This is a genomic window from Geminicoccus sp. (genome assembly GCF_036263595.1).
Taxonomy (GTDB): Bacteria; Pseudomonadota; Alphaproteobacteria; order Geminicoccales; family Geminicoccaceae; genus Geminicoccus.
The window spans coordinates 1-16,638 of record NZ_DATAGQ010000070.1 but is presented as its reverse complement, the minus strand read 5'-3'; the positions used below and the strand labels follow the sequence as shown (position 1 = coordinate 16,638).

16 protein-coding genes are annotated in these 16,638 nt (G+C 68.3%); 14 read left to right on the top strand and 2 right to left on the bottom strand.

The features are described 5' to 3' along the window. Positions 1-116: 116 nt before the first annotated feature. Positions 117-338 carry a hypothetical protein gene (locus VHL31_RS05970; protein WP_329660293.1) on the bottom strand — a complete coding sequence of 74 codons (222 nt, stop codon included), beginning with the start codon at positions 336-338 and terminating at the stop codon, positions 117-119. 409 nt (positions 339-747) lie between these two features. Between VHL31_RS05970 and VHL31_RS05965 the strand changes: the two genes are divergently transcribed. Genes VHL31_RS05965 through VHL31_RS05955 form a run of 3 tightly spaced genes read left to right on the top strand, consistent with a single transcriptional unit; the run spans position 748 to position 3,790 of the window. Then, entirely contained in the window at positions 748-1,779 is a 1,032-nt protein-coding gene (locus VHL31_RS05965) for a hypothetical protein (RefSeq protein ID WP_329660292.1), read from the top strand. Beyond that, on the top strand, positions 1,779-2,165 hold the full coding sequence (locus VHL31_RS05960; protein ID WP_329660317.1) for a phage holin family protein: 387 nt from the start codon (positions 1,779-1,781) through the stop codon (positions 2,163-2,165). The genes VHL31_RS05965 and VHL31_RS05960 overlap by 1 nt, the downstream gene beginning before the upstream one ends. Then, a complete protein-coding gene (locus VHL31_RS05955; RefSeq protein WP_329660291.1) occupies positions 2,162-3,790 on the top strand; it encodes a DUF3618 domain-containing protein in 1,629 nt (542 codons plus the stop codon). The genes VHL31_RS05960 and VHL31_RS05955 overlap by 4 nt, the downstream gene beginning before the upstream one ends. Positions 3,791-3,855: 65 nt before the next feature. On the opposite strand, the gene VHL31_RS05950 is transcribed toward VHL31_RS05955, so the two are convergent. Then, complete coding sequence (locus VHL31_RS05950) at positions 3,856-4,755, bottom strand: MBL fold metallo-hydrolase (protein ID WP_329660290.1); 900 nt, start codon at positions 4,753-4,755, stop codon at positions 3,856-3,858. Between the two features lie 254 nt (positions 4,756-5,009). On the opposite strand from VHL31_RS05950, the gene VHL31_RS05945 reads away from it, so the two are divergent. From VHL31_RS05945 to VHL31_RS05895, 11 genes are all read left to right on the top strand, one after another. Further along, complete coding sequence (locus tag VHL31_RS05945) at positions 5,010-6,110, top strand: catalase family protein (RefSeq protein WP_329660289.1); 1,101 nt, start codon at positions 5,010-5,012, stop codon at positions 6,108-6,110. Between the two features lie 41 nt (positions 6,111-6,151). Beyond that, on the top strand, positions 6,152-6,940 hold the full coding sequence (locus tag VHL31_RS05940) for an SDR family NAD(P)-dependent oxidoreductase (protein WP_329660288.1): 789 nt from the start codon (positions 6,152-6,154) through the stop codon (positions 6,938-6,940). Positions 6,941-6,948: 8 nt separating this feature from the next. Continuing rightward, positions 6,949-7,707 (top strand): histidine phosphatase family protein, encoded by a 759-nt coding sequence (locus VHL31_RS05935; RefSeq protein ID WP_329660287.1) that lies wholly within the window; start codon positions 6,949-6,951, stop codon positions 7,705-7,707. Then, positions 7,704-8,609 (top strand): NAD(P)H-hydrate dehydratase, encoded by a 906-nt coding sequence (locus VHL31_RS05930; protein WP_329660286.1) that lies wholly within the window; start codon positions 7,704-7,706, stop codon positions 8,607-8,609. Before VHL31_RS05935 ends, VHL31_RS05930 begins: the two co-directional genes overlap by 4 nt. A gap of 38 nt (positions 8,610-8,647) precedes the next feature. Then, positions 8,648-9,151: a DUF1003 domain-containing protein gene (locus VHL31_RS05925; protein WP_414653648.1), complete on the top strand. Its 504-nt coding sequence runs from the start codon at positions 8,648-8,650 to the stop codon at positions 9,149-9,151. A gap of 188 nt (positions 9,152-9,339) precedes the next feature. Next, positions 9,340-10,446: an NAD-dependent epimerase/dehydratase family protein gene (locus VHL31_RS05920; protein ID WP_329660284.1), complete on the top strand. Its 1,107-nt coding sequence runs from the start codon at positions 9,340-9,342 to the stop codon at positions 10,444-10,446. An 11-nt stretch (positions 10,447-10,457) separates the two neighbouring features. Continuing rightward, positions 10,458-12,482, top strand: a complete 2,025-nt coding sequence (locus VHL31_RS05915) for an NAD-dependent epimerase/dehydratase family protein (protein WP_329660283.1) — start codon at positions 10,458-10,460, stop codon at positions 12,480-12,482. Then, on the top strand, positions 12,479-13,600 hold the full coding sequence (locus tag VHL31_RS05910; protein WP_329660282.1) for a glycosyltransferase family 4 protein: 1,122 nt from the start codon (positions 12,479-12,481) through the stop codon (positions 13,598-13,600). Before VHL31_RS05915 ends, VHL31_RS05910 begins: the two co-directional genes overlap by 4 nt. A 1-nt stretch (position 13,601) precedes the next feature. Then, complete coding sequence (locus tag VHL31_RS05905) at positions 13,602-14,729, top strand: CgeB family protein (protein ID WP_329660281.1); 1,128 nt, start codon at positions 13,602-13,604, stop codon at positions 14,727-14,729. Beyond that, positions 14,729-15,823, top strand: a complete 1,095-nt coding sequence (locus tag VHL31_RS05900; RefSeq protein WP_349262372.1) for a CgeB family protein — start codon at positions 14,729-14,731, stop codon at positions 15,821-15,823. The genes VHL31_RS05905 and VHL31_RS05900 overlap by 1 nt, the downstream gene beginning before the upstream one ends. Continuing rightward, positions 15,820-16,638: CgeB family protein (locus VHL31_RS05895; protein ID WP_329660279.1), on the top strand; the 819-nt coding region annotated here is incomplete at its 3' end. The genes VHL31_RS05900 and VHL31_RS05895, both read left to right, overlap by 4 nt.

Genomic DNA, 16,638 nt, shown 5'->3' with positions numbered 1-16,638 from the left:
GCAGCCGACTGGCACTGATTTCCAGTTCCGACTGCCTATCTACGGGCGCAATCGTTGACGTTTCGTTACCGTCCGCGAGGAAGAATCGTGATGGCTCGTTCCGACGGCGAGCCGGTTCAGGTCCGGTCGCTGCCCCGAAGGGGCGTATCGCCGGGCTCGGGCTTGCGCTGGTCGATGGCCTTGCGCACCTGCTGGCTGAGCGGGTTCTCGGCGAAGCCTTGAGGCAGCTCTTCCGCGTCGGGCACGGCCGCGTCGACTGAACGCTGCAGATCCTGCTGCGCCTTGTCATGGCTATCCTTGGGCGGCGCTGCTGCCCGTCCAGTTTCGTTCGCCGTCATGATGCTCTCCCTGTTGCCTCGCACCCTTCTTCGTGAAGGGCTGGCGGGGCTGCCATCCGGTTCATCCGGGCCGCAGACCGCCGCAAAGCACCGCCTGGTGCCCGGCCGCCTCGGCCCACCCGAGGCAACGCCCCGTCTCCAGTCAGGCCGTTCTGCCTCCATGCGCCAACGCTCTTCCGGTGGCCTTGGTTCCAGCCGGCAGTCGCGGCCGCGTCTGGCCCATCAGAACTCTGCCGAACGCGATGTGGAACTTTGCATGCCACCGCCTTGTTCTGAGGGCTCAGGCTTGATGACGCGGTCTCCATTCGGGCGTGCGCCGCTTCGGACGCGCCGGCATCCGGACCGACCGGCGCCGGCAGTGTCGGGGGCGGGTCAGAGGGCCAAGGAGTGCAATGACAGAGGTATGGCCATGACGACGGGCTCGACAGACTATCGTTCCAATCCAACCCAATCCGGTTCATCGGGTGTCGGCGGCAGCGCAGGTGCTGGCGGTGGTGTCGGCGGCGTGAAGGATGCGGCCAAGCACTCATATGAAGCGGCCCGGCAGGAAGCAGCAGGCCTCGGCGAGGAACTGAGGCACCAGGGATCCGAACTGGTCGGGGCCGCCCGGGCTCGCGCCCAGGGGCTCGCGGAAGAGCAGAAGGCGTTTGGCGCCGACCAGATCGACGGGATCGCCCGTGCCGCGACCAAGGCGGCCGACGAACTGGAACAGGCTTCGCCGCAGCTGGCCCGCTACGTCCGTGATGCGGCGTCGGCGGCGGACAACTTCTCAAGCTCGCTGCGCGATCGCAGCGTCGGCGACCTACTGCAGAGCGTGACGAACTTCGCGCGACGCGAGCCGGTGATGTTCTTCGGCCTGACGGTTGCCGCCGGCTTCGCGCTGTCGCGGTTCCTCAGAAGCTCTGCCTCGCATGCCGACCAGGGATCCTACCGCGTGGCGGGTTCCGACTACCGGTCGCCCTATGGCGGATCGCCGGGCAGTGACAGCATGTATCGTGGTTCGTCCTACGAGGGCCGCTCGCATGCCGGGCATGATGCCGATTTCGGCCAGCCCCATACCCCGGTAGCGGCCACCCATGCGACCCCGGCCGAGTTCCCGACCGGCAAGACGACCACCACGGACCCGATGAGGTCGGGCAGCGCCCACCAAACCGGTGGCACCGGTGGCAGCACGGGCTCGTCTGGCATCGGCACGGTTGGTTCCGGCATTGGGACGGGCGGCGCCTCGTCCTCGACCTTCCCGGGTGGCTCGGCGTCCTCCCCAGGCTCCGCCACGAGCCCGTCCATGACGGACAACAAGCCGTCCAGCGGAACGACGGCCATCGGCGCCTCCGCGTCACCTACCCGGACCACCTTCCCCAGCGGGACGTCGTCCAGCGGGACGTCCGGCGGCACCGGCTCCGCGACGACGCCCAAGAGCAGCGGAGGGCCCAAGGCGTGATGAACCAGGACCGCTCGGTTCCCGCCCTGTTCGCCGACCTGATCGACAACGTCACGACCTTGTTCCGCAAGGAAGTGCAACTCGCCAAGACCGAGCTGTCGGAGAAGGCTGGCCAGGCGGCGACGGCATCCGCTTCGATCGCGATCGGTGGCGTGGTGCTGCTGTCAGCCCTGATCATCTTCCTGCATGCGGTCGTCGCCTGGCTCGCTTATGCCGGGCTGCCGTCGCATTGGGGCTATCTGATCGTGGCCGTGGTCGTCGGCATCGGCGGCTACGTGGCCCTGCAGAAGGGGCTCAATAATCTGAAGGCCACGCGTCTGATGCCGACGCGTACCGTAGAGCAGCTGCAGCGGGACGCTGCGGTGGCAAAGGAGCAGGTGCGATGAGGAGCATCGACGAAAAGTCGAGCGACGAGATCGAGCGCGAAGTCGAATCCAGCCGTGCGAACGTCCAGAACACCCTGCGCGAGCTGAGCGACCGCATGTCGCCAGGCCAGCTGGTGGACCAGGCGTTCGGCTACATGAAGACCTCGGGCGGCGCCGAGTTCGCCAACAATCTCGGCCGCTCCGTCCGTGACAACCCGCTCCCGCTCCTGCTGATCGGTGCCGGCATCGGCTGGCTCATGATGGGCGGGCAGCCAGCGATCCGGCGGACCTCTCACCATCACGACGACGCGTATCGCGGCCGCCACGACCTTGGTGCACCGGTGGGGGCGTTCGGCGACGGCGTCCACCGTTACGACGATCGTCCGGGTGGCTACCTGCAAGAAGCGCCGGCGCACTACCAGACAGGTGGCAGCACCCATGGCAGCGGACCGTCGATGACGGATCGGCTTTCTGGCGCCGCCGGGGCGGTGGGTGGTGCCGCCAGGACCACCGGCAGCACCGTCACCGGGGCAGCCCGCTCGACAGGCCATGCCGTCGGCGGTGCCGTCAGCTCGGTCGGCCACGCCGTCGGAACGGTCGGCAGCTCGGTCGGGCATGCTGTAGGGTCGGTGGGCAGCGCGGTCGGCAGCGCCGCCGGTGCTGTCTCCTCCGCGGTCAGCGGCGCCGCTGATGTCGTGTCCAGCGCAGCCGGGGTCGTGTCGAGCGTCGCCGCGACGGCGGCCGGTGCGGTATCCAGCGCCGCCCATACCGCTTCTCACGCCCTCGATCAGGCGGCCCATGTCGCCTCGTCCGGTTATGGCAGCGCCACGCGCCACGCGCATGACGCCCGCCATTCGCTGAGCGGGGCGGCCAGCGGGCTGGCGGATCAGGCCGGCACCTACTATGGCGGCATCCGCTCCCAGGGTGTGCGGGCCAGTGGCTATGCCCAGCAGCGGTTGTCGCGGGTCATCGAGGACCAGCCGCTCGTGCTGGGCGGCGTTGGCCTCGCGATCGGAGCGGCGCTGGGTGCCATGCTGCCGACGACGCGCGTCGAGGACGAGCTGGTCGGCGAGACGAGCGACCGGATCAAGGCCCAGGTCGCCGAGGCGGCCCAGGAGCAGTACGAGCACGCCAAGCATGTAGCTGGCGAAACCTACCAGGAAGTGGCCGACAGCCTGAACGAGAGCGGGATCAAGGAACAGCTGGCCGGGACCGTGCAGACGGCGGCCGAGAAGTTCCGCGAGACTGCTCACACCGCGGCCGACCAGGCCAAGGAACGGATCGGCGCCATCTCCGAAAGCGCCAAGCATCGGATCGGCGGCGAGCAGCAGACCAACGATGGCGAGAGCGGCGGCAGCGCTGGTGGCCGCAGCACCAGTGGGACCACTGGCAGCGGCACGTCCGTCGGCAGCGGCTCGAGTGTCGGCAGCACCGCCAGCGGCAGCAGCACGACGGCGACGCCAACCAGCGTCGGCAGTTCGGCCACCGGCAGCACCCAGAAGAGCGATACTGATTCGACCAGCACGCCTCTGACGAGTGGGTCCGGCTCGGGCAGCACGAGCGGCCTTGGCTCGACCAGCGCCAGCGGCTCGGCCGTGCCGACGTCGAGCAAGCCCGCCTTGGGTGACCTCGACAAGAAGATCTGATCCGCCCAGCGGATCGGGATTAAAAGGGGCCGCGGCATGCCATGCTGCGGCCCCTTTTCGATTCGTCAGGGTGCGCCGTAGGCGGTGCCGTCCTCGGCACGTGCCGGCTCGCGCAGGTAGCGCCCCTGTCGCGGCTGGGCGATCGTCTCGAATTCGGCGGCAAGCCGGTGCAAGGCCGATCGCATCTCCGGGCCATGCATCGCTTCGCCGTGCCCAGTGACGACAAGGTCGGGCTCCAGGCCCGCCAGCAGCCGGACCGAGGCCGCCGCCTTGTCCCATTCGACGGTGTAGTACATGGGCGGCCCGTGCATCTCCGCCTTCTGCACCGCGACCGCATAGGCGGATTCCTGGCGGGTCGTGACGAAGGCATCGCCTGCGACCATCGTCCGGTCCGCCTCCCGCCAGAGCGATACATGGCCGACGCTGTGGCCGGGCGTGTGAAGCCAGCGCCAGCCCGGCATGAACGGCACGTTGCCATCTGCCGGCAGGACATCCAGGCGTGGCCCCACGTCGACCGGGCTGCGGGGATAGAAGCGGGCGAGCGCCGCCATGGCACCACCGCCGACGCTGGGATCACCCGGCGGATAGGAAGCGCTGCCGTTCAGGTAGGGCAGTTCCAGTCGATGGGCATAGACGGGAGCGTCCCATTCCTCTGCCAGATCGACCAGCGCGCCCACATGATCGAAATGGCCGTGGGTCATCACGATCGCCGCCGGACGGGCGTTTTCCCCAAAGCGCTCGGCAGCGGCCGACTTGATCAGGTCCTTGGTGCCCGTCAGGCCGGCATCGATCAGCACCCATTGCCGGTCACCCGCAGATGGCTGGCCGTAGAACACGACATTGACGATCCCGAGCCGCCGGTAGGAAAGGTCCGGGGCGATCTCGTGGGTATGGTCGTTCCGCGCGGCATCCAGTTCCGCGTCGACGGCACTCGCCTCGTCGCTCAATGGTATCTGCTCGGCCATCGTTGATGCCCTCCTCTGCCACCTGCGGCGATGAAGCTCATCGCCAGACAGGGACCGAACGAGCAGTGCGGAGGATCCGTTCCCGCAGGCCTGCCAAGCCACGCCCACTCGGCAGGGCTGATCTTCAACCATGAACCACAGCTCACGTTCGGACTTCATCTGCTGCTTCATTTATCGGTAGCTTGCCGGAACTGGGCAATCACTTCCGGTTTAACTGCATGTCCGGCAGTCGGCATGGGTTCAGGAGCGTCCAGGTGCATGGCTTCAAGCGGAACTACGTTCGCTTCGACGAGAGCATCGAGACGATCGCCCCGGATGAGCAGGATGTATTCGACCGCATCGTCGGCGTGATGACCAAGGGTGGCCGCCTGATGCGCGAGCGCTATGGGCGACAGGTCCGGACCTCGCACGCCAAGCATCATGGCCTCCTCAAGGGACGGCTCGAAATTCTGGAGGGCCTGCCGGATGAGCTCAGGCAGGGCCTGTTCGCGGAGCCGCGCACCTATCCGGTCGTCGTCCGCCTGGCCCAGGTGCCGGGCGAGATCCTGGACGACCGGAGCGTGTCGACGCCCAGGGGCATGGCCATCAAGGTCCTTGACGTACCGGGCCAGAAGCTCGCTGTTCATGACGGCGAACTGACCCAGGACTTCGTCCTCGATACCGGCAAGGTGTTCATCGCACCGACCGCCAAGGCCTTTCTCGCCGCGATCAGCCTGACCGAGGCGGCCGCCCCCCTGCCCGAAGCCGTGAAGGGCGCGGTTTCAGCGACGTCGCGCGCTGCCAATGCCGTGCTCGGCGCCGTCGGCCTGGGCAGCGCCAATCTCGATTTCTTCGGTCATCCGGTACGGCATCCGCTGGCCGAGCCCTACTTCACCCAGGCCCCCATCCGGTATGGCGAGTATGTGGCGAAGCTCGGCGTCTGGCCGGCCCAGGCATCGCTCCACGCGTTGGCGGAGCGGCCGTTCCAGGTGACGGACGAGAACGGACTGCTCACGGCCGTATCAGACTATTTTCGCGATCATCCTGCCGAATACGAGGTTCGCGTTCAGTTATGCACCGACCTCGAACGAATGCCCGTCGAGGATGCGAGCACCGAATGGCCCGAAGACGAGAGCCCTTACCAGACGGTGGCACGGATGATCCTGCCGCCGCAGAACGCCGATGCGCCAGCCAGGCGCGCCCATGTGGAGGACGTTCTTTCTTTTTGTCCGGCGCACAGCCTGGCGGCGCATCGGCCGCTCGGCTCGATCATGCGCGCCCGGATGCGGGCCTACGAGACCCTCGGCACCGCGCGCCGCCTGCAGAACGGCATGCCGGCGCGTGAACCTCGCGGCGCCGAGGACGTGCCGGACTGACCGTCTCACCCATCGTCGTCACCTCTTCTCGGAGAACATGTATGCAGAGCGACACCCGTCCCCTCGCCCTCGTGACCGGTGCCTCCACCGGCATCGGCTTCGAGCTGGCCAAGTGCTGCGCGCAGAACGGGTTCGATCTCCTGATCGTCGCCGACGAGCCGCAGATCGAGGCTGCCGCCCAGGAACTGCGCCAGCATGGTGGAACGGTCGATGCCGTCCAGGCCGACCTCTCCACGATCGAGGGGGTCGACAAGGTGTATGACGCCCGGCTGGGCCGGCCGGTGGATGCGCTGCTCGCCAATGCCGGACGCGGGCTCGGCAACGCGTTTCTCGACCAGGATTTCCACGACATCCGCCACGTGATCGACACGAACGTCACCGGCACCGTCTACCTCCTGCACAAGGTGGGCCGCGACATGCGGACGCGCGGCCGGGGCCGTATCCTGATCACCGGCTCGATCGCCGGCTTCATGCCAGGCACGTTCCAGGCCATCTACAACGCCAGCAAGGCCTTCCTGGATTCGTTTTCCTTCGCGCTCCGGGCGGAGCTGAGCGAAACCGAGATCACGGTGACCTGCCTGATGCCCGGTGCCACCGAGACCGACTTCTTCGAGCGCGCGGACATGCTCGACACCAAGATCGGCCAGTCGAAGAAGGACGACCCGGCCATGGTCGCGAAGACCGGCTTTGATGCCATGATGAAGGGCGAGGGCGACGTGGTCACGGGCTGGCACAACAAGCTGCAGTCGGCGATCGCCACGGTCACGCCGTCCGGCATGCTGGCCAGGATGCACGCGAAGATGGCGGCACCCGGCACTGGCCAGTCCTGAGCCCGTCCATGCAGCAGCGTTGGCCCGACCGGCTCTGGATCGTGCGGCACGGCGAGAGCGCCGGCAATGTCGCACGCGATGCGGCTCTCCAGGCAAGGCAGGCGGTGATCGACATCGAACATCGCGATGTCGACGTGCCGCTCAGCGCGCTCGGCGAGGAACAGTCCCGCGCGGTCGGCCGCTGGTTCGCGGGCCTGCCGCATGACGAACGTCCGGACGTGGTGCTGACGTCGCCTTATCTGCGCGCGCGGCGCACCGCCGAGCTGATCCATGCCGCCGGCGGCCTGCGGTCGACCGTCGAGGATTTCCTCGTCGACGAGCGCCTGCGGGAGAAGGAATTCGGCGTCCTGGACCGGCTCACCCGCTACGGCATCCAGGAGCATCATCCCGAGCAGGCGGAGTTCCGCCGGATCCTTGGCAAGTTCTACCACCGCCCGCCGGGCGGGGAGAGCTGGTGCGACGTGATCCTGCGCCTGCGCAGCGCGCTTGACACCATCAGCCTGCATCATGGCGGCCGCCGGGTCCTGATCGTCGGCCATCAGGTCGTGGTGCTCTGCTTTCGCTATCTGTTGGAGAACATGACGGAAGACCAGATCCTCGCGATCGACCGGGAAGGCGACGTCGCGAACTGTTCGGTGACCGAATATGGCTTCGACCCGGCCGTGGGCGGACGCGGTGGCTTGGTCAACAAGCGCTACAACTTCGTGGCGCCGCTCGAGCAGGCCGGCACGGAAGTCACCGCCGAACCACCGGTCGCTGCCCGATGAGCAGTGAGACGGTCGTCGATGCCGGGCTCCTGCGTGGCATGAAGCTGCCGGCCCATGAGGAAGGCGGCGACAAGGACGTGCGCGGCAGCGTGCTGGCGATCGGCGGCAGCCGGCGGGTGCCGGGCGCCATCATGCTGTCCGCCGTGGCCGCCTTGCGCGCGGGCGCTGGCCGGCTGGGCATCGGGACCTGCCAGACGACAGCGGTCCAGCTGGGCCTAGCCATCCCGGAATCGATGGTGATGGGACTGCCGGAAACCGAGGGCGGCGACATTGCGCCTGAGGCTGCCGCCTTGCTGATGGAGCGGGCCAGTCGCAGCGATGCGATCCTGATCGGGCCTGGCATGACCGACCGCAAAACCGGCTGCCAACTGACGGCGGCCCTGCTGGCCGAGCTTGAGGGTCCGGCCTTCGTCCTGGACGCGGGTGCCATGCGTGGCATCCTGGAGCATCGCGACGTCATGCGCCGGCACGCAGGGCGCGTGGTGATCACACCCCATGCCGGAGAGATGGCCTCGCTCCTGGACATGTCGCGCGACGACGTGCTGGCCGATCCCCTGGCGGCCGCGCGCCGGGCGGCATCGCAGCTTCAGGTCGTCGTGGCGATGAAGGGCCGCTGCACCCGGATCGTCACGCCCGAGGGACGCGCCTGGGCCAGCAGCCAGGGCAATGTCGGACTGGCGACGTCCGGGTCGGGCGACGTGCTGGCCGGGATCATCGCCGGGCTGATGGCGCGCGGTGCTCCACCCCTGCATGCCACCGTCTGGGGCGTGTTCACCCATGGCGAAGCCGGCCGCCGGCTGGCACTCGAGGTCGGCCCCGTGGGCTACCTTGCGCGCGAGCTCCTGGACGGCATCCCGACGATCCTGGCGGACCTTGGCGGACAGATGGAGCCAAGCTCGTGAGCGGCCGCCTGCCACAGGCTGAAGCGGGCAGCCCCGGCATGTCGTCCGTGCTGGCTCGCAACATCCGTGCGATGACGGAGCAGCGGGAGCGCAAGCAGCGTCGGCGCGGCCTTCAGGAGCGCGCGGCCGACGCCATCACCCGCTTCTCCGGCAGCATACCGTTCGTCTACCTCCATCTCCTGATCTTCGGCTTCTGGATCCTCGCCAATCTCGGCTTCATCCCCTTCGTCGAGCCTTGGGACCCGTCCCTCGTGGTGCTGGCCATGGCGGCGTCGGTGGAAGCCATCTTCCTGTCGACCTTCGTCCTGATCAGCCAGAACCGCATGGCTGCGCTGGCCGAGCAGCGGGCGGAGTTGGACCTGCAGATCAACCTTCTCTCCGAGCACGAAATCACCCGTCTGGTGCAGATCGTGGCGTCGATCGCGGAGAAGCTGCAGGTGCCGTTGCCGGCCGAATCCGACCTGCACGAGATCAAGCAGGACGTCCGTCCGGAGGCGGTCCTGGAGGAGATCGAGCCGCTGACGCAGAGCGCCCAGAAGTGAGAGGACGGTTCAGGGGGCGCGGCCCTGGAAATTCTGTCGAAAAATCAATGATCCAATAGCTGCTGGTGATGGCAAGATGCAACCATCATCATCTTCAATGTCATCTTTATCTTCATCCGTGGGAACAACCACGCGCGTAGGCTGTTGATCTGCCACTGCGACGGCAGTGACAGGCAGTGGAGACACGCATGGCGGCCCTTTTTCTCGTCACCGGCGGCGCCGGCTTTATCGGCCGCTATCTTTGCGAGGAACTCCTCCAGCAGGGATCGCGCGTCAGGGTCGTCGACAGCCTGGTCCCGCAGGTCCATGGCGACAGCGAGCCGCTGCTGCCTAGGGAGGTCGAGTTCCTCGAGGGCGACGTCCGCGATCCCGAGCTGATCCGCCGGGCACTGGCCGGGGTTGACGGCGTGTTCCATCTGGCGGCCGAGGTCGGTGTCGGCCAGAGCATGTACGAGATCTCGCGCTATGTCGGCGGTAACGACCTTGCCACCGCCGTGCTGCTGGAGAACATGATCGACGAGCCGGGCCGCCGCCTCGTGGTCGCCTCGTCGATGAGCGTGTATGGCGAAGGATTGTACCAGACGGCCGACGGAACGCGGGCCGGTGCGGTGCGCCGCAAGCTGCGCGAAGGCTCCACGGCCTGGGATCCCGTGGCGGACGATGGCAGCACGCTGACGCCGATCGCCACCGACGAGACCAAGCAGGTCGACCTGGCCTCCATCTATGCGCTCACCAAGTATGCTCAGGAGCGCGCCTGCCTGATCACCGGCGGCGCCTATGCGATCGACACCGTCGCGCTCAGGCTCTTCAATGTGTTCGGCCCAGGCCAGGCCCTGTCCAACCCCTATACCGGCGTGCTCGCCAATTTCGGCGCACGCCTGCTGAATGGCCAGTCGCCGATTATCTTCGAGGACGGTCAGCAAAAGCGCGACTTCGTCCATGTCCGCGACGTCGCGCGCGCCTTCCGGCTGGCCATGCAGAGCAAGGAAGCGGCCGGCCACGTCATCAACATCGGCAGCGGCCGCGCCTATACCATCGCGACCGTGGCCGAGATCCTGGCCGAGGCGATGGGCGTGCCGAAGCTCAGGCCGCAGTTCCTGCACAAGGCCCGGGCCGGCGACATCCGCCACTGCTTCGCTGACATCAGCAAGGCGCGCGAGCTGCTGGGCTTCAACCCGACCGGCTACCTGGAAGACCGGGTGGGCGAGCTTGCCGACTGGATCCATGCCCAGGACGCCCAGGACCGGGGCGAAGACGCCAAGCGCCAGCTCGAAGCCCGCGGTCTGGTGGCATGACGATCCGCTTCATGCCGCAGCGTCCGCCCACCGCCTATGGCTTCGTCGAGTGGTTCCGGCATGGCGAGTACGATCGGGTCCAGGAAGCCGTCGCGGGCATGCGGGCGGCCGGGGCGACCTATCTCAGGACCCATCTGTCCTGGGCGGAGTACCATGTCCCGGGTGGCGAAGCCTGGTATGACTGGCTGATCCCCACGCTCGGGCGGGAGTTCGACCTCCTGCCCTGCGTGCACTACACGCCCCCGTCACTGTCCCGCACCGGCCACTCCTCCGGCCCGCCAAGGCGCCTCAAGGACTACGCCGATTTCATCGACCACGTGCTCACCCGCTACGGGGAGCACTTCACCCATGTCGAGATCTGGAACGAGCCGAACAACCTTCTGGACTGGGACTGGCGCGAGGACCACGACTGGCTGCTCTTTTGCGAGATGGCCGGTGCGGCGGCCTGGTGGATCCGCGAGCGCGGCTGGAAGCCGGTCCTGTGCGGTCCCTCCCCCTTCGACCCGCACTGGCTGGACCTGATCGGCCAGCGCGGCCTGCTCTCGCTCGTATCAGCCGTGGGATTCCACGGCTTTCCCGGCACCTGGGACAGCGAGGTCGCGAGCTGGCGGGGCTACGAAGCGCATCTCCAGGAGATGCGCGAGGTCCTGGACCGCTACAATCCTGCTGCCGAGATCTGGATCACCGAAGCCGGCTACGCGACCTGGCGCCACGACGAGGCCGAGCAGGTGGAGCGTTTTCGCCATGTGATGGCGGCCCCGGCCGCCAGGGTCTACTGGTATGGCTGGCAGGACGTGCCGCGCAAGGTGCCGGTCCAGGAAGGCGTCTATTTCGACCCGCGCCACTACCACCTCGGCGTGACCGATGCGGAGGGGAGGCCCAAGCTCTTGCGACGACTCCTGGAAACCCAAGGCGCGGACGCGCTCCAGTCCCTGCCGGACCAGATCCATTCACCGAATGTGGCCCGTCCGGCCGAGCCCGTGGTGGTAATTGGCGGCGCCGGCTTCATCGGCTCGAACCTGGCCGACGAGCTCCTGCGCGACGGCGAGGAAGTGATCGTCTTCGACAGCCTGAGCCGTCCCGGCGTCGAGCGGAACCTCGCCTGGCTGCAGCGCAGCCACAATTCCCGACTGCACGGCTGCATCGGCGATATCCGCGATGCCAGTCTGGTCGGCGAGGTCGTGAAGGGTGCGAAGGCGGTGTTCCACCTGGCAGCGCAGGTCGCCGTGACTTCGAGCCTCGTGGACCCGGTGCATGACTTCGCGGTGAACGCGCAAGGTACGCTCACCGTGCTGGAAGCCCTGCGCAACCACGCGCCCACGACGCCCCTCGTCTTCGCCAGCACCAACAAGGTGTATGGTGCTCTGGCCGACATCCCCGTCGCCGAGCATGGCGGGCGCTACCTGCCGTCCGATTCGTCGCTCCGGGCCCATGGCGTCGACGAGACCCGCCCGCTCGATTTCTGCACACCCTATGGCTGCTCCAAGGGTGCCGCCGACCAGTATGTCCTGGACTACGGCCACAGCTTCGGCCTGCGCACCGCCGTCCTGCGGATGAGCTGCATCTACGGCCCCCGCCAGTTCGGCACCGAGGACCAGGGCTGGGTCGCGCACTTCCTGATCAAGGCGATGAAGGGCGAGTCGATCACCGTCTACGGCGACGGCAAGCAGGTCCGCGACATCCTCCACGTCAAGGACGCGGTGGCCGCGTATCGCGGCGTGCTGGCCGACATCGACAAGGTCGGCGGCCGCGCCTTCAACCTGGGCGGCGGGCCGTTCAACGCCGTCAGCCTGCAGGCGGTGCTGGCGGAGATCGGCATGCTCATCGGCAAGGACGTTCCGTTCGGCCGCGAGGACTGGCGCACCGGTGACCAGTTCTATTTCGTGGCGGACACGCGGCGGCTGACCGAGGCGGTCGGCTGGCACGCCCGGATCGGCTGGCGCGACGGGCTGCGCGATCTGGCGCAATGGGTGAGCGAGGAGATGGGCCTGCCCCTGCCCGAGGAGCCCGTCCGCCCGCGGAGGATGCGCGCGTGACGGCGACCGCGCAGGACGGGTCGCCGCAGCGGGTCATGATCACGCTGGATGCGGTAGGCGGCGTCTGGCGCTATGCCCTGGATCTGGCGAGCGCCCTGCACCAGGAGGGCATCAGGTGCCTCCTGGTCGGCTCGGGTCCGGCACCGGAGGAAAGGCACTGGGCGGAATGCAGGCGAGCCCATGCCGAGCTGGTCTGGACCGGCGAGCCCTTGGACTGGCTGGCGAAGGACGAAAGCGAGCTGGAACCCGTAGCAGGCTGCCTGGCTCAGATCGCCGCGGACCGTCAGATCGATCTGGTCCACCTGAACCTTCCCTCGCAGGCCGTCGGCTTCCCGGCCGGCCTGCCGCTCGTGGTGGCGTCCCATTCCTGCGTGGGGACCTGGTGGGAGGCGGTGCGGGGCGACGAGCTGCCGCAGGCCTGGCAGTGGCAGCGCCGGCGCAACCAGGCGGGCCTTGAGCGCGCCGATCTGGTCCTGACGCCCAGCCAGAGCCATGCGGATGCCCTGGCCCGCATCCATGGCCCGATCCCGAACCTGAAGGTCGTGCACAACGCGACCAGCCTGCCCAATACGGTCGAAGCCAAAGCCGACATGGTGCTCTCTGCCGGCCGGTGGTGGGACGAGGGCAAGAACGGGCGCGTGCTGGACCAGGCCGCGGCACGGTCGCCCTGGCCGGTCGTGATGCCAGGTGCGCTCACGGGGCCAAACGGCCAGTCCATGGCCTTTGAGCATGCCGCAGCCCCTGGCGAGGTGCCGGCCGCCACCATGCGGACGATGATGCGGCGCACGGCGATCTTCGCTGCACCTTCCCTCTACGAGCCGTTCGGCCTCGCGGTGCTGGAGGCGGCAGCCAGCGGCGCTGCCCTGATCCTGTCGGACATTCCGACCTTTCGCGAGCTCTGGAGCGACGCCGCGCTCTTCGTGTCGCCGCACGACCCGGATGGCTGGAGCGACGCCATCCGATCGCTGGCCACCGATGCAACCGCGCGCTGGAGCTTGGCCGAACGGGCACGTAACCGTGCCCGTCTCTACTCCAGCCAGCGGCAGGTCAGCGGGATCCTGGATGCCTACCGCCTGGCCATGCAGCGGCACGCATTCGTCGACATGGCAGCGAGGTGAGATGAAGTTCGTCCTCTACACGCACTCGCTCGTGTCCGACTGGAACCACGGCAATGCCCACTTCCTGCGTGGCGTCCTCACCGAGCTGCAGGCGCGCGGCCACGAGACGCTGGCGCTGGAGCCAGACGATGGCTGGAGCCGGAAGAACCTCCTGGCCGACCAGGGCCAGCCGGCGCTGGACCGCTTCACGCACGACTTTCCGGACCTGACATCGCAGGCCTACGGCGCCGGCTTCGACCATGCCAATGCCGTGGCCGATGCCGACGTGGTGATCGTCCATGAATGGACGGAGCCTGCCCTGGTGGCCCGTCTCGGCCAGATCCGCCGCCAGGGGGGCAGCTTCACGCTCCTGTTCCACGATACCCACCATCGCGGCGTGTCCGACGCCAAGGCCATCGCCGACCTGGCGCTTGCCGACTACGACGTGGTGCTGGCGTTCGGCGAGACGCTGCGCGAGCGCTATGTCCGGCAAGGCTGGGGCCGCCAGGTGTTCACCTGGCACGAAGCGGCCGACATCCGCCTGTTCCATCCCCACCCGGAGATCGCCAGGGAAGCCGACCTGGTCTGGATCGGCAACTGGGGCGACGGGGAGCGTGAGCGGGAGCTGGCCGAGTTCCTGATCGAGCCCGCCACGCGCCTGGGCCTTGGCGGCAGCGTGCATGGCGTGCGCTATCCGGACGCGGCGTTGGCCGTCCTGCGCCGCTCCCCGCTCCGCTACCAGGGCTGGATCGCCAATGCGGACGTGCCCAAGGAGTTCGCCCGCCACCGGATGACCATGCACGTCCCGCGCCGGCCCTATGTCGAGGCGCTGCCGGGCATCCCGACCATCCGGATGTTCGAGGCGCTGGCCTGCGGCATCCCGCTGGTCAGTGCGTCCTGGAACGACGCCGAGGGGCTGTTCCGCCCCGACCGCGACTACCTGCGCGCCCGGGACGGCCAGGAGATGGCCCGCCATCTGGACGCGCTCCGCCACGACCCCGCGCTTGCGGCCTCGGTCGCCGAGAGCGGCATGGAGACCATCCGCCAGCGCCACACCTGCGCGCACCGTGTCGACGAGCTGCTGGGGATCCTGGCAGCCCGCGGCACGGCCCGCGTCCAGAAGGCCCTGGCTTCCCGGGAAGCCGCATGATGAAGATCGCGTTCTACGGGTCCAGCATCCTGTCCTCCTACTGGAACGGTGCGGCCACCTATTATCGCGGCATCCTGAAGGCGCTGGCCGAGCATGGCTACGACATCACCTTCTTCGAGCCCGACGCCTACGACCGGCAGAGCCATCGCGACATCGAGCCGCCATCCTGGTGCCGCGTCGTGGTCTATCCGGCGACCGCCGAAGGGCTGCATGGCGTCGTCCGGCAGGCCTCCGCCGCCGACGTGGTGGTGAAGGCCAGCGGCGTGGGCTTCGCCGACGACGAGCTGCTGGCCGGGACGATGGCCGCCGCGCGCGACGATGCGGTGCGGATCTGGTGGGACGTCGACGCACCGGCGACCCTGGCCGAGCTGCATGCCGGCCCTGCCCATCCCCTTCGCCGCGCCCTGCCGGAACTGGACCTGGTCCTCACCTATGGCGGCGGCGAGCCGGTGATCCAGGCCTACCGCCAGCTCGGCGCCTCGGACTGCATCCCGATCTACAACGCGCTGGATCCCTCGACCCACCACCCGGTCCCGCATGATCCGCGCTTCGACGCCGAGCTGGGCTTTCTCGGCAACCGCCTCCCCGACCGGGAAGCGCGGGTCGAGGAGTTCTTCCTCCGCCCGGCCTCCCTCCTGCCCGACCGCCGCTTCATCCTGGGCGGCTCCGGCTGGGCCGACAAAGCCTGCCCGGCGAACGTCGCCAGGATCGGCCATGTTTCCACCGAGGCGCACAACGCCTTCAACTGCAGCCCACGCGCCGTGCTCAACATCAACCGGGACAGCATGGCCTCCACCGGCTTCTCCCCGCCGACCCGCGTGTTCGAGGCAGCGGGTGCCGGCGCTTGCCTGATCACCGACTTCTGGGCCGGCATCGAGATGTTCCTTCAGCCCGGCACGGAGGTGCTCGTGGTCCGCGACGGTGCCGATGTCGCCGAGCTGCTCCGCTCGCTTGATGCGGACCAGGCGGCACGCATCGGCCAGGCGGCCCTGCGGCGCGTTCTGGCCGAGCACACCTACGACCGGCGCGCGGTCCAGCTCGACCGGGTGCTGAAGGCCACCTTGGATGCGAAGCGCAAGGAGCTCGCTGCATGACGGCTCGTCCGCTCGACCTCGTCTTTGTCGGCCTGTCGCTATCGTCGTCCTGGGGCAACGGCCATGCCACTACCTACCGCGCTCTGCTGCGCGGCCTGGCCGCCCGCGGCCACAAGCTCCTGTTTCTCGAGCGCGACGTGCCCTGGTACGCGGACAACCGCGACCTGCCCGACCCCGACTTTTGCGAGCTCGCCCTCTACGGCAGCCTGGACGACCTGACGACGCGTTTTGCCCGGCGCATCGCAGCGGCCGATGCCGTCGTCGTCGGGTCCTACGTCCCGGACGGCATCGCGGTCCTGGACTGGGTGCTGGACAAGGCGAACGGCGTGCGCGCCTTCTACGACATCGACACGCCGGTTACCCTGGCCGCCCTGGAACGCGGCAAGATCGACTATCTGAAGCCAGAGCAGATCGGCCGGCTCGACCTCTATCTGTCCTTCTCGGGCGGCCCGATCCTGGAGCGGCTGGCCCGCAACTACCATGCGCGGCGCGCGGAAGCCTTCTACTGCGCCGTCGACGAGGCACGGTACCGGCCGTCGGACGAGCCGGTCACCTGGGATCTGGGCTATCTCGGCACCTACAGCCCGGATCGCCAGCCCACCCTGGAGCGCCTGCTGATCGAGCCGGCCCGCCGCCTGCCCGACCGCCGCTTCGTCGTGGCCGGGCCGCAATATCCCGCCGACATCGACTGGCCTGCCAATGTCGAGCGGATCGAGCATCTGGCGCCGAGCGAGCACGCCGCCTTCTACGGCCGCCAGCGCTTCACCCTGAACGTGACCCGCGCCGACATGATCGCCGCCGGCTGGTCGCCGAGC